A 13769-nucleotide genomic window follows, 5' to 3' on the forward strand; every position below is an offset into this window, starting at 1 on the left:
AGACGAGGTGTTTTTTATGAAAATAAAACGGAGAATTACAGTTGTTTTAATTTGTTTTATGAGTGTAATGTTTTTACTACTTTGTCGCTTAATCCAAATACAGATTTTAGATACGGAATCATTTACTGACCAAAATATCAATTTAATTGAAAAAAGTGTTACGCAACGAACGCAATCACTTACAGTAGATAATGGAAGAGGGCACTTTACAGATCGAAATGGTAAGGAAATCGGTGAAGAGAAATATCCAGTTCTAATTATTTTTCCATTTTTACAAATAAAAAATGACATGTTAGAGAAAATTTCGCATATCATTGGTTTGTCGAGACAAGAGATAAGACTGCAAATGAAAAGTAAGAATAAAGCATTTATATTACAAAGGGGGAATATCCCATTTCAATTAACGGTTGAGCAGATGGAGAAGGTAAATCAGTTAGATACTTTAGGCATTGTAGCAGCAGAAGTTCGATTGAAGCAAACGGGAGAGGCAAATCATTTAATTGGTGATGTAGGAGAGAATGAACAGGAATTTCAAAAGCGCTATGGAGAAATGAAAAAACTTTCGGAACAAACGCCAATTGGTATTTCCGGATTGCAACAATCATTTGATGAATTTTTACTTACTGATGGAGAGGCAAAAGTACTATATCAAGTGGATCGGCAAGGAGAGCCGATTTTCGGGAAACAGGCAAAATACACTTCACCAGGAAATCCATTTTATCCAGTTACTATTCAAACAACGCTACATAAAACGTTGCAACGGCAAGCTGAAAAGATTATAAATGAAAACGGAATAAAAAAAGGTGGGTTAGTATTACTAGACATAAAAAATAGTGAAGTTTTAGCAATGGTAAGTAAGCCATCTTTACAGATGAATGATAGGAGCGCATACAAAGCAACACTTGAAAATCAAATGTTAACTCCTCATTTTCCTGGATCTGTTTTTAAAACAGTAGTTGCAGCGGCGGTAATTGATCAAAATTTGGTGCGATTTAACCGTGTATTTAACTGTAATACGGATTTATACGGTGAAAATCTTCCACAAGTTATGATGGGGTCATTAAACTTTAAGGAAAGCTTTGCTAGAAGCTGTAATCGGACGTTTGCCCTATTAGGTAATGAACTAATACAAAAGGATAGAGAAGTGTTAGAGACGTATATAGAGGCCCTAGGAGCAAGTAAGACGGTTGGTTGGAAAGGTTCAGTATTTCATACACCAGAATTTGAACAATTGCCAGAAGAAAAGAATGCTGTTATTTGGAAAAGTGAAGAAAATAAAGTTAGTAGAAAAGCCATTGCTCAAACGATGATTGGACAAAAAGATGTACGCGTGTCGCCTCTAGCTATAGCGAATATGATGGCGACAATTGCTAGAGATGGAGAGAAGTTGGAAGTGAAAGCTGTAAAAAAAATAGTATATAAAAATGGAACTGACTTTTTTACATTTGAAAATCATAAATTAACTGGGAAACAGCTTTCTTATGAAACGGTGAAAAAACTACAAGAGTTATTAAGAGGTGTTGTAACGACGGAGAAAGGAACGGGAACAGTGTTCCGTTCGTTACCACTAAACGTTGCCGGAAAATCTGGAACGGCACAAACAGGAAAAGGAGAAAAGGTGAATCGCTGGTTTGCAGGTTATTTTCCATATGAAAACCCAAGGTATGCATTAGTTGTAGTTGATATAGAAACAGATAGTAACAAAAATGTAGTTACACCCGTTTTTACAGAAATGGTAGAAGTAATTCATAGATTAGAAAATGAAAAGTAATCTTGCAATTATTTATGAAATGTTTTCATTTCGTGAAAATATTATTGTAAATGTTCAACCTTTATAGATTTAATGTTACAATAGCAAGTATGAAAAACTGCATGGAGGTTTGAAGAATGGCAGGAGGATCTAGATTTCAACAGAAACAACAAAAACGTCGTCAAAACGGTGTTTTAAATATTGCAATTGCTATTGTATTAATAGCAGTAGCTATTGTAGCATATCAATTGTTTGTTCCTGACACAAAAGAGCAAGCGGCTTCTAGTGATAAAAAAGTAGCTCAGCAAACAACAAAAGAGAATAAAGCTGAGAAAGCTAAAGGCAAAGAAGAGACGAAGAAGAACGAGCAAGAGAAGGCAGAGGCTAAGAAGAAGGAAGAAGAGAAGCAAAAGGCTGAAGAAGAACAGAAAAAAGCTGAAGAAGAAGCGAAAGCTAACGAGAAAGTACCAGCTGAAAAAACACAGCCAAAGGCAACTGACGCTTATACGAAATCTTCTTGGAAGCCAGTAGGTACAGAGCAAGGTGCAACACCTGCGATGACGTTTAAAAAAGGTACAGCAGATTGGAATGAGATGAATCAAGCAATTTCAGCTGCAATTGACGTTCCAGTAGAGCAATTAGTTATTCATAGAATCGGAAATAACGGTAAGAATAAAGCTTACGGTAACGTACAAGATAAACAATCAGGTAAAAAGTATTATGTGAATATTGATTGGGTAGACAATGAAGGCTGGAAACCAGTACTTGTTCAAACTCTAAACTAAAAAAGAGAAGCTCTTATGAGCTTCTCTTTTTTAGTTAGCGTAATTTTTTAATTTAAAATGAACAACCGCGCTATAATATGGTCTTTTGCTTTCCGGATCCATAACCATTTGATGCGAGATGTGATGAACTTCAAGCATAAGTGCTTTATTATTATCGATTTGTTCACTAATTTTTCGTTCTAAAGAAGCTAAGTCTCCCGCTTCAAAAAACTCTACTTTATCTTCTAACATTTCAAAGGTAAATGACACGAAGACGACCCCTCTCCTATGTAATCACCTATAGTGTAACAAAGAAAAGAAGGAAATACCATGTGCATTTCAATTGACATTTTTGGAAAGAGGGCATATTATACTGATAAAACCGATAAGAAAAAGGGGAATTTTTATGGGAACAGAATTTAATGGTTTATTTGATGAATGGGCTCATACGTACGACTCATTTGTACAAGGCGAAGATATACAATATAAAGAAGTTTTCGCCCATTATGAGGACATTTTAGAGGATGTAGTTAACAAGTCATTTGGCAACGTATTAGAATTTGGTGTTGGTACTGGCAATTTAACAAATAAATTATTACTTGCTGGTCGCACAGTTTACGGTATAGAACCGTCACGCGAAATGCGTACTATTGCAAAAGAGAAATTACCAAAAGAATTTTCAATTACAGAGGGTGATTTTCTTTCATTTGAAGTCCCAAATTCAATCGATACTATTGTGAGCACTTACGCATTTCATCATTTAATAGATGAAGAAAAAGACGTAGCAATTGCGAAGTATAGTCAATTGCTAAACAAAGGTGGTAAAATAGTGTTTGCTGATACGATATTTGCAGATCAAGATGCATATGATAAAACTGTCGAAGTAGCAAAACAAAGAGGTTTTCATCAGCTAGCAAACGATTTGCAAACAGAATACTATACACGTATTCCTATCATGCAATCTATTTTTGAAAACAATGGCTTCCATGTAACGTTCACGAGATTAAATCATTTCGTTTGGGTAATGGAGGCAACTAAGCAATAGAAAGAGGGATTAGATTGAGAATTGCTGTAATTGGAGCAATGGAAGAAGAAGTACGTATTTTACGTGACAAACTAGAACAAGCAGAAACAGAAACTGTTGCAGGTTGTGAATTTACGAAAGGGCTATTAGCAGGACATGAAGTAATCTTGTTAAAGTCTGGTATTGGTAAAGTAAACGCAGCGATGTCAACGACGATTTTATTAGAAAGATATAAGCCTGAAAAAGTAATTAATACTGGTTCAGCTGGTGGATTCCATCACTCTTTAAATGTTGGAGATGTGGTTATTTCAACAGAAGTTCGTCACCATGACGTAGATGTAACAGCATTTAACTATGAATATGGTCAAGTGCCAGGAATGCCGCCTGGATTTAAAGCTGATGACGCATTAGTTGCATTAGCTGAGAAATGTATGCAGGCAGAAGAAAATATTCAAGTTGTAAAAGGTATGATTGCAACAGGCGATTCATTTATGAGTGATCCGAACCGCGTTGCGGCAATTCGTGATAAATTTGAAGATCTTTATGCAGTAGAAATGGAAGCAGCAGCTGTTGCACAAGTATGCCACCAATATGAAGTTCCGTTTGTTATTATTCGTGCACTTTCTGATATTGCAGGTAAAGAATCAAATGTTTCATTTGATCAATTTTTAGATCAAGCAGCTCTTCATTCTACAAACTTTATCGTAAAGGTACTAGAAGAGTTAAAGTAATGTAACAAAAAGGCAACTGTCTCATATAAAGAAAATACATACAGTTGCCTTTTCTTTATTGGCAAATAAGGGGGAGAACACGATGAATGTATATCGTGGCGTTCATGAATTGATTGGTCATACACCAATTGTAGAAATTACTCGTTTTTCACTTCCAGAAGGAGTCCGTTTATTTGCAAAGCTTGAATTTTACAACCCAGGCGGAAGCGTTAAGGATCGTTTAGGAAGAGAATTAATCGAAGATGCGTTAGAAAAAGGGCTTGTTACCCAGGGCGGAACAATTATTGAACCGACGGCTGGAAATACTGGCATTGGACTGGCACTTGCAGCGTTAGAACATGATTTACGCGTTATTGTTTGTGTACCAGAGAAATTTAGTATTGAGAAACAAGAATTAATGAAAGCGCTAGGTGCAACGGTCGTGCATACACCGACTGAGCAAGGAATGACCGGCGCAATTGCAAAAGCAAAAGAGTTAGTAAATGAAATACCGAATTCATACTCTCCAAGTCAGTTTGCGAACGAAGCAAATCCGCGTGCTTATTTCAAAACATTAGGTCCTGAACTTTGGTCGGCACTGAATGGAGAGATTAACATATTTGTTGCAGGGGCAGGGACTGGCGGTACGTTTATGGGAACTGCATCTTATTTGAAAGAGAAAAATATTGATATTAAAGCGGTTATTGTAGAACCAGAAGGCTCTATTTTAAATGGCGGTAAAGCTGGTTCACATGAAACAGAAGGTATTGGTCTTGAATTCATTCCACCATTTTTAAAAACATCTTATTTTGATGGAATTCATACGATTTCTGATCGACATGCATTTTTACGAGTGAAAGAATTAGCGCAAAAAGAAGGACTTCTCGTTGGAAGCTCTTCAGGAGCAGCATTTCATGCGAGCTTACTTGAGGCAGAGAAAGCAACACCAGGTACAAATATTGTAACGATTTTTCCTGATAGTAGTGAGCGCTATTTAAGCAAAGACATATACAAAGGATGGGAATAAAAAATGAGAGCAAAGACAAAGTTAATTCATGGTATTCGCATAGGAGAACCTTCAACTGGATCTGTAAACGTACCGATCTATCAAACAAGTACGTACAAACAAGAAGCAGTTGGTAAGCATCAAGGATATGAATATTCACGTACAGGCAACCCGACACGTGCAGCTTTAGAAGAAATGATTGCTGTATTAGAAAATGGTCATGCTGGATTTGCATTTGGCTCAGGAATGGCTGCTATTACAGCGACAATTATGTTGTTCTCAAAAGGTGATCATGTCATTTTAACAGATGATGTTTATGGCGGAACGTACCGTGTTATTACGAAAGTATTAAACCGCTTCGGTATTGAGCATACATTTGTAGATACAACAAACCTAGAGGAAGTTGTAGAAGCAATTCGCCCAAATACGAAAGCAATTTATGTAGAAACACCAACAAATCCATTACTAAAAATTACTGATATTAAGAAAATATCTACTCTTGCTAAAGAAAACGACTTATTAACAATTATTGATAACACATTCATGACGCCATATTGGCAGTCGCCAATCTCTTTAGGAGCAGACATTGTACTTCATAGTGCAACGAAATATTTAGGAGGTCATAGTGACGTAGTTGCAGGCCTAGTCGTTGTAAATAGCCCACAACTAGCAGAAGACCTTCATTTCGTGCAAAACTCAACAGGAGGTATTCTTGGACCACAAGATAGCTTCCTACTACTTCGCGGTCTAAAAACGTTAGGAATTCGTATGGAAGAGCATGAAATAAATTCACGCGCAATTGCTGAGTTTTTAAATAACCATCCAAAAGTAAATAAAGTATATTATCCAGGTCTTGAATCACATCAAAATCACGAATTAGCAACAGAACAGGCGAATGGATTTGGTGCAATCATCTCATTTGATGTAGATAGTGAGGAAACGTTAAATGGAGTACTTGAGAAGTTACAGTACTTCACACTTGCTGAAAGTTTAGGAGCAGTAGAAAGTTTAATTTCTATCCCGTCTCAAATGACACATGCATCAATCCCAGCAGATCGCCGTAAAGAATTAGGAATTACAGATACATTAATTCGAATCTCTGTTGGTATTGAAGATGGGGAAGATTTAATTGAAGATTTAGCACAAGCACTAGCATAGTAAAAATGCACTGCTAATATAGAGCAGTGCATTTTATTATATTAATTTGTGAAATGTTTCACAAATTAGACATACACAAATGAAATGATTTCATGTATATTGAATTCATGAAATGTTATTCACGAATAAACTTGTGAAATGTTTCACAAACAATGGGATTCATGTAGGACGGTAACTCTATTTTTTTTCGCTAATCGGGACTTATTATGACCTATACGGACTTATAAAGACCGTGATAACAGAATAGGAGGGAATTTACATGGTAGTCAAAGAGAAAGTTGTAAATGAAATGCAAGAGGTAAAAGAGATGATTGATACGTTAGTGAAGAACGGTCAACAAGCTTTACAAGCATTAGAAAGTTTTACACAAGAGCAAATTGACAACATTGTTCATAAAATGGCGCTTGCGGGTGTCGATCAACATATGCTACTTGCGAAGTTGGCTGTTGAAGAAACCGGCCGTGGTGTATATGAAGATAAATGCATTAAAAATATTTTTGCCACTGAATATATTTGGCATAGTATAAAGAAAGATAAAACGGTAGGAATTATTCATGAAGATCCTCATGAAGAAGTAATAGAAATTGCAGAACCTGTCGGTGTAGTAGCTGGGGTAACGCCAGTAACTAACCCAACGTCGACAACAATGTTTAAAGCGTTAATCGCGATAAAAACGAGAAATCCAATTATTTTCGCATTTCATCCTTCTGCACAAAACTGTTCCATTGCAGCGGCGAAAACAGTATATGATGCAGCAGTGAAGGCCGGTGCACCAAAGCACTGTATTCAATGGATTGAAAGACCTTCTGTGGAAGCAACGAAACAATTAATGAACCATGAAGGTGTTGCACTCGTTCTAGCGACTGGAGGAGCTGGTATGGTGAAATCAGCTTATTCTACTGGCAAACCCGCGCTAGGTGTAGGCCCTGGTAATGTACCATGTTATATAGAGAAGTCGGCACATGTAAAACGCGCTGTTAATGATTTAATTTTATCGAAAACATTTGATAACGGTATGATTTGTGCATCGGAACAAGCTATCATTGTAGACAAGGAAATTTATGATGATGTTAAAACAGAAATGATTGCAAATAATTGTTATTTTGTAACAGAAAAAGAGAGAAAAAAATTAGAAAAGCTTGTTATTAATGAAAATACATGTGCAGTAAATAGTGATATTGTTGGGAAATCTGCGCAGTATATTGCTGAATTAGTAGGAATTACTGTACCTGAACATACAAAAATGCTTGTAGCTGAAATTAAAGGTATCGGGGCATCATATCCACTATCTCGTGAGAAGCTAAGCCCAGTGTTAGCTTGTGTAAAGGCAAATTCATTAGAAGAAGGATTTACATATTGCGAAGAAATGTTAGACCTTGGTGGCCTAGGGCATTCAGCGGTTATCCATTCTACAAATAAAGAAGTACAAAAACAATTTGGGTTACGTATGAAAGCCTGCCGTCTCATTGTAAATGCACCTTCATCACAAGGGGGAATTGGTGATATATATAATGGATTTATTCCATCACTTACGCTTGGTTGTGGCTCCTACGGGAAAAACTCAGTTTCTCAAAATGTAACAGCTACTCATTTATTAAATATAAAAAGGTTGGCAAATAGAAAAAAGAATATGCAGTGGTTCAAATTACCACCCAAAATTTATTTTGAAAAACATGCGACAGCATATTTAGCAAACATGCCTAACATTTCCCGCGCATTTATTGTAACGGATCCAGGGATGGTTGAGCACGGTTATGTAGATACAGTTACGCACTATTTACGTAAGCATGCAAATGATGTGAAAGTTGAAGTTTTCTTTGAAGTTGAGCCAGATCCATCAGATGAAACTGTATTTAAAGGTGCGGACATGATGAAAAGCTTTAAGCCTGATGTAATTATCGCACTTGGTGGCGGTTCAGCTATGGATGCGGCAAAAGGGATGTGGCTCTTCTATGAGCACCCAGAAACAACATTCTATGGCATTAAACAGAAATTTTTAGATATAAGAAAACGTACATGTAAATATCCGGAATTAGGAAATAAAGCGCAGTTTGTTGCCATTCCAACAACATCAGGAACAGGGTCAGAAGTGACACCATTTGCAGTTATTACAGATAAGAAAAATAATATAAAGTATCCACTCGCGGATTATGAATTAACGCCAGATGTAGCAATTGTTGATCCGCAATTTGTAATGACAGTACCACCACATGTAACAGCAGACACTGGTATGGACGTATTAACGCATGCAATCGAGGCGTATGTGTCTGTTTTGGCAAATGACTATACAGATGGATTAGCATTAAAAGCAATTGATCTCGTATTTAAATATTTACCGAGAGCATATAAAGATGGAAATGATGAAGAAGCACGAGAAAAAATGCATAATGCTTCCGCAATCGCAGGGATGGCATTTGCAAATGCTTTCCTAGGTATTAATCACAGTTTAGCGCATAAAATTGGACCAGAATTCCATATTCCGCACGGGCGTGCGAATGCAATTCTTATGCCGCATGTAGTCCGCTATAATGCTATTAAGCCAAGAAAACACGCATTGTTCCCAAAATATGAGCACTTTGTGGCTGATGAACGCTATGCACATATTGCGAGAATGCTCGGGCTTCCAGCAAGTTCAGCGGCGGAAGGTGTGGAATCACTCGTCCAAGCAATTATTGAGCTTGGAAAAAGTTTAAATATAAATATGAGTATTGCAGGACAAGGAGTTGCTAAAGACCAATTTGAAGGGGTTGTTGGATTATTAGCAGAAAGAGCTTTTGAAGATCAATGTACAACAGCTAATCCAAAATTACCGCTCATTTCAGAGCTGAAAGAAATCTATATGGAAGCATATAAAGGCGTATAATAGATAAAAAAGAGCCGCGAGTAAGCGGCTCTTTTTTACTTTGGAAAACATCTCCCAGATTGGTTCTATTTACTTGTCTTTAAGCTTGATAGAATGTGATAAAGTGAGGATGGGAGTGATAAGCAGATGAAAGAATTACAAGAAAAAATAGCAGATTATACCCGGTTTGCACAAGTACTTTTAGCTATAAGTACATTTTTAATGATCGGTTTATTAATTCCAAGTGGAATAAAAAGTATGGTACAGTCTTTTGCTATGATGGGAAGTATTATTGTATTTTTAGTTCTTGCTTTTTTCTTCTTTAAGCGTGTTAGAACGATGCGTGACCAATTAGAGGAGAACGAATATGAAGAAAATTGTTAAATAGGGCGCTACGAAAAGAAGAAATCTTTTTGTAGCGTTTTTTTGTTTTTTGTAGAAAATGTATGCGTTTCATGTTGACAATGATAATCCTTATCAATTAAAGTAGAATAGTAGTCAATGATTATCATTATCAATTAGAGGTGGAAGAATGAAAAAATCTATTACGCTGTTCACAGCGATCTTATCTATTTTTTTCTTGTTAATAGGTTGCAGTGCAAAGGAAAACGAAAAAGCAGCTGCAACAAAAACAGAAAAAGGAACAGACAAAATCGAAATTACCGATCTCTCAAACAGAAAGGTAACATTCAATAAAGTTCCTGAAAGTTTTGCTACGTTGAGTATGGGAGACATGGATATTATTCATGCTTTAGGTGGAAAAATAGTAGGTCGTCCTGATACAAAATTAACTCTCCCAGAGGAATTAAAGAAAGCGCAAGTAATCGGGAATGCACATCAACCGAATTTTGAGCAAATTGCTAGTTTAAAACCGGATGTACTTGTTGCTAACAATGGATTCCAAAAGAACATTCCAACGGTTGAAGGACAAGGAACAAAAGTAATCATTTCTTCAGCCAATTCTGTAAAAGATATTCAAAAGAGTATTGAAATGTATGGAACAGTGATGAAGAAAGAAGATAAAGCAAAAGAACTTAATCAAAAAATTAATGATCAAATGAAGAAATATGAGAAAAAGAGTGACGTTAAAGCATTACTAGTGTATGGAGCACCAGGCACTTATTTAGCAGCGTTACCAACATCTCTGTCAGGTGATATTTTAGAAAAAACGGGCGGTAAAAATATTGCAGCTGGTTTTCCAGAAATGAAAGAATATCCGCAATATGCACAGCTAAGTGTAGAACGCATTATTGAGGCGAACCCAGATGTAATTTATTTAATTACACATGGAGATCCAAATAGTGTGAAAAAAGCATTTGAAGGCGGAATGATGAAAAATGAAGCGTGGAAAAATTTAGATGCAGTCAAACAAAATCGTGTTGTTATTTTGCCACCAAATTTATTTGGATCAAATCCTGGAACAAAAGTAACAGAAGCAATGGACTTTATGTATAAAAGTATACAAGATGTAAGGAAATGATGAGTATGGAGAGTAGTGAAGCAGTAAGAGAAAAGGAACATCCTTTTGCGAAAAAAAGATGGGTAACAGCAGTTATTTTAGTTGTATTAACGATTCTAGGTCTTTTTTATGGTCTTTTCGCAGGAAGTTTATCCTTTTCTTTAGGAGACATTCTAACAGGGATACAAGATGAAGATTCGACAGTTCATCGAATTGTATGGGATCTTCGTATACCGAGAGTGCTTGTTGGGTTTATAGTAGGAACGTGTTTAGCTACATCTGGAGCATTACTGCAAGGGGTTATGAGAAACCCTCTTGCAGACCCTGGTATTATCGGGGTTTCATCCGGAGCAGGTCTTGTAGCAATTGTAATTATGATTCTATTCCCTCAGCATATGGCTTTTTTACCGCTAGGAGCATTTTTAGGTGCTTTCATAACAGCGATGGTTATTTACGCTTTATCATGGCAAAAAGGGGCACCGCCTTCAAGAATCGTCTTAGTAGGTGTATCAATCAATGCATTAATTGGTGCAGCAACGTCAGCATTAATGTTACTACATAGTGATAAAGTACAATCTGTGTTACCGTGGTTAGCTGGTGGTATTGGTGGTGTAAGTTGGGCGCATTTAAACATGATTATTTATTATGCAATATTCGCTATTATATTGGCTTTCTTTGGCATTAAGCATATTCGAGTATTAATGCTAGGAGATGAAATGGCGAAATTATTAGGGCATAACGTGGAGAGAAGTCGGTTTTATTTAATAGTAGTAAGTACATTATTAGCTGGAATTGCGGTTAGTGTTTCTGGACTTATTGGATTTGTCGGTCTTGTTGTACCACATATGTTACGTTTATTAGTTGGAAATGACTATAAATATTTACTGCCATTATCCTGCCTTGGCGGAGGGATATTACTTGTTTTCGCGGATGCGATAGCTCGAAGTTGGTTCGATCCAATCGAATTGCCTGTTGGTATTTTATTGTCCTTCTTGGGCGGTCCGTTCTTCTTATATTTAATTCATAGAGGAGGAAAACAACGTGATTTCCGTTAACAAAGTGTTTTACGCACATTCTGAAAGATTTCAAATGCAAAATATGAATGTACATATTAAAGCTGGAGAAATCGTTAGTTTAATCGGTCCGAATGGGTCGGGGAAGTCTACTTTGCTTCGTTTAATAGCAAGGCTACTTAAACAAAGCGAAGGAGATATCATTTTAGATGGGGAAAATATTCATACGATGAAGAGTGTGGATGTAGCGCAGCAATTAGCGATGTTACCACAAATGCATGATCATCAATTAGATTTAACAGTGAAAGAGTTAATACAGTTCGGAAGAGGTCCTCATAAATCATGGAGTAGTCGCTTGAATAAAGAAGATGAAGAAATTGTTGATTGGGCATTGTCTGTTACAAATCTTGAAGGGTATGAATATCGTCTTTTACAGTCTTTGTCAGGAGGAGAAAGACAACGTGCTTGGATTGCGATGACGCTAGCACAACGTACAAATGTCCTATTATTAGATGAACCAACAACCTTTTTGGATATCGTTCACCAGTTGGAAGTAATGGAACTTGTGAAACGATTAAACGAGGAGTTTGGTATGACAATTATAATGGTTTTACATGACATTAACCAAGCGGCTCAATATAGTGATCGTTTACTCGTATTAAAGCAAGGCAAGATTCAGTATGACGGTGTACCAGAAGAAGTATTATGTCAACAAATGTTTCAACATGTATTTGGCATAGAAGTAGATATTTTTCAAGGAAGCGACAAGCCATTTTTTACACCGAAACGAATTTCTAAAAAAGGAGCAGAGCGATGCAAACAGAAGAATGTATTACCACTGAATTAGTAAGAGAATTTATTATGGCAGCTCATGGAGATCTAGAAAGGGTACAGGAGCTTTTGTTCGAATCACCAAGCTTACTTCATTCTTCTTATAATTGGGGCGGTTCAGATTGGGAAAGTGCTTTAGGAGCAGCAGCACATGTGGGTCGTAAAGATATTGCTCTTTATTTACTAGAAAAGGGTGCTCGGATGGATGTTTTTGCAGCAGCTATGCTTGGAGAGTTAGAAGTTGTACAAGCTATTTTAGTAGCACAACCAGAAGCATTACGTGCATCTGGCCCACATGGTATTTCCCTTCTTCAACATGCTCGAATGGGTGGAGAAAAAGCACAGCGTGTATTTAAGTACTTAACGGTGCTCTCTTAATCACCGTAAAAGTTCTTATGTGCGGTAAACTTTTCACTTTAATATAATTGGAAAGTTTACCGCCCGTTAGAACGGGATAAGTATCTAGTATATTTGAAAATCCTACACCCCCCTCAATTGTAGTTTTCTTTTTGCTAGTTATGATATGGATGCAGTAGACACTCTTTTGTCTACTGCTTTTTTTTGATATAATACACCTTTATAAGACTGAATTTTCTTTCTTTTTCGATAAACATTTATATAGTTTGAAATATATTGATATGTAATAAGGTTCAAAATGATGGGAGTGAGTTAAAAAGTGTTCCATACAGATCGCTTACAATTTCGTAAATATACAAGGGATGATTTATCGTTTTATGCGTCTTTATGGGGGAATGAGAAGGTAATGCGCTATATTGGAAATGGGACGTTAAAAACATATATGCAATGCAAAAAAAGTTTGGAGGAATGGGTGCTTCCGAATTATAAAAATGGTCTAGGTTTATTTGTAATGATTGAAAAAGAGACGGGAATACGAATTGGTCATGCAGGGCTTGTCAAACAGAAGGTAGATGGAAAAGAGGAAATTGAGATTGGCTATTGGCTACTTCCTAAGTACTGGGGGAAAGGGTATGCGAAAGAGGCTGCAGCGGCATTTCGAGACTATGGTTTTCAAGCATTACAAATGAATAAATTAATTTCACTTATTAATCCGAACCACCCAGCTTCAATATTTGTAGCTAGAAAAACAGGACTTAGCTATGAAAAAACAACTGCATTTCATGGGATTGATGTCTTAGTTTATTCTATTAAGAGAGTTGGATGAAAAAGTTCACTTTTTTAAAGGTGAAATAT

Annotated in this window: 14 protein-coding genes; 13 read left to right on the forward strand and 1 reads right to left on the reverse strand. The window is 36.5% G+C overall.

What is annotated here, in order from left to right; all coding sequences use genetic code 11:
- The first annotated feature begins 16 nt into the window (after positions 1 to 16).
- Complete coding sequence (locus JDS80_RS00720) at positions 17 to 1771, forward strand: peptidoglycan D,D-transpeptidase FtsI family protein (protein ID WP_199636789.1); 1755 nt, start codon at positions 17 to 19, stop codon at positions 1769 to 1771.
- A gap of 116 nt (positions 1772 to 1887) precedes the next feature.
- Complete coding sequence (locus tag JDS80_RS00725) at positions 1888 to 2535, forward strand: YrrS family protein (protein WP_071747418.1); 648 nt, start codon at positions 1888 to 1890, stop codon at positions 2533 to 2535.
- Between the two features lie 30 nt (positions 2536 to 2565).
- Here the strand turns inward: JDS80_RS00725 and JDS80_RS00730 are convergent, their stop codons facing one another.
- Positions 2566 to 2784: a DUF2536 family protein gene (locus tag JDS80_RS00730; protein ID WP_199636790.1), complete on the reverse strand. Its 219-nt coding sequence runs from the start codon at positions 2782 to 2784 to the stop codon at positions 2566 to 2568.
- A gap of 136 nt (positions 2785 to 2920) precedes the next feature.
- On the opposite strand from JDS80_RS00730, the gene JDS80_RS00735 reads away from it, so the two are divergent.
- The 11 genes from JDS80_RS00735 (at position 2921) to JDS80_RS00785 (ending at position 13740) form a co-directional block, all read left to right on the forward strand.
- Positions 2921 to 3559 carry a class I SAM-dependent DNA methyltransferase gene (locus tag JDS80_RS00735; protein WP_002015267.1) on the forward strand — a complete coding sequence of 213 codons (639 nt, stop codon included), beginning with the start codon at positions 2921 to 2923 and terminating at the stop codon, positions 3557 to 3559.
- A gap of 14 nt (positions 3560 to 3573) precedes the next feature.
- Positions 3574 to 4269, forward strand: coding sequence for a 5'-methylthioadenosine/S-adenosylhomocysteine nucleosidase (mtnN, locus tag JDS80_RS00740; protein ID WP_001217032.1), 696 nt, complete (start codon positions 3574 to 3576; stop codon positions 4267 to 4269).
- Positions 4270 to 4351: 82 nt separating this feature from the next.
- Positions 4352 to 5275, forward strand: a complete 924-nt coding sequence (locus tag JDS80_RS00745; RefSeq protein ID WP_199636791.1) for an O-acetylserine dependent cystathionine beta-synthase — start codon at positions 4352 to 4354, stop codon at positions 5273 to 5275.
- Positions 5276 to 5278: 3 nt separating this feature from the next.
- Positions 5279 to 6412, forward strand: a complete 1134-nt coding sequence (locus JDS80_RS00750; protein WP_071771707.1) for a bifunctional cystathionine gamma-lyase/homocysteine desulfhydrase — start codon at positions 5279 to 5281, stop codon at positions 6410 to 6412.
- A gap of 259 nt (positions 6413 to 6671) precedes the next feature.
- Positions 6672 to 9275 (forward strand): bifunctional acetaldehyde-CoA/alcohol dehydrogenase, encoded by a 2604-nt coding sequence (adhE, locus tag JDS80_RS00755; RefSeq protein ID WP_199636793.1) that lies wholly within the window; start codon positions 6672 to 6674, stop codon positions 9273 to 9275.
- A 126-nt stretch (positions 9276 to 9401) separates the two neighbouring features.
- On the forward strand, positions 9402 to 9638 hold the full coding sequence (locus JDS80_RS00760) for a YrhC family protein (RefSeq protein WP_199636794.1): 237 nt from the start codon (positions 9402 to 9404) through the stop codon (positions 9636 to 9638).
- 148 nt (positions 9639 to 9786) lie between these two features.
- On the forward strand, positions 9787 to 10734 hold the full coding sequence (locus tag JDS80_RS00765) for an ABC transporter substrate-binding protein (protein WP_199636795.1): 948 nt from the start codon (positions 9787 to 9789) through the stop codon (positions 10732 to 10734).
- A 5-nt stretch (positions 10735 to 10739) separates the two neighbouring features.
- Entirely contained in the window at positions 10740 to 11768 is a 1029-nt protein-coding gene (locus tag JDS80_RS00770; RefSeq protein ID WP_071747457.1) for a FecCD family ABC transporter permease, read from the forward strand.
- A complete protein-coding gene (locus tag JDS80_RS00775; protein WP_199636797.1) occupies positions 11755 to 12573 on the forward strand; it encodes an ATP-binding cassette domain-containing protein in 819 nt (272 codons plus the stop codon). The genes JDS80_RS00770 and JDS80_RS00775 overlap by 14 nt, the downstream gene beginning before the upstream one ends.
- Positions 12540 to 12935, forward strand: coding sequence for an ankyrin repeat domain-containing protein (locus JDS80_RS00780; protein WP_199636798.1), 396 nt, complete (start codon positions 12540 to 12542; stop codon positions 12933 to 12935). The genes JDS80_RS00775 and JDS80_RS00780 overlap by 34 nt, the downstream gene beginning before the upstream one ends.
- 298 nt (positions 12936 to 13233) lie before the next feature.
- Entirely contained in the window at positions 13234 to 13740 is a 507-nt protein-coding gene (locus JDS80_RS00785) for a GNAT family N-acetyltransferase (RefSeq protein ID WP_000469117.1), read from the forward strand.
- Positions 13741 to 13769 lie beyond the last annotated feature (29 nt).

It is taken from the genome of Bacillus cereus group sp. N8 (genome assembly GCF_016483685.1).
Classification (GTDB): Bacteria; Bacillota; Bacilli; order Bacillales; family Bacillaceae_G; genus Bacillus_A; species Bacillus_A proteolyticus.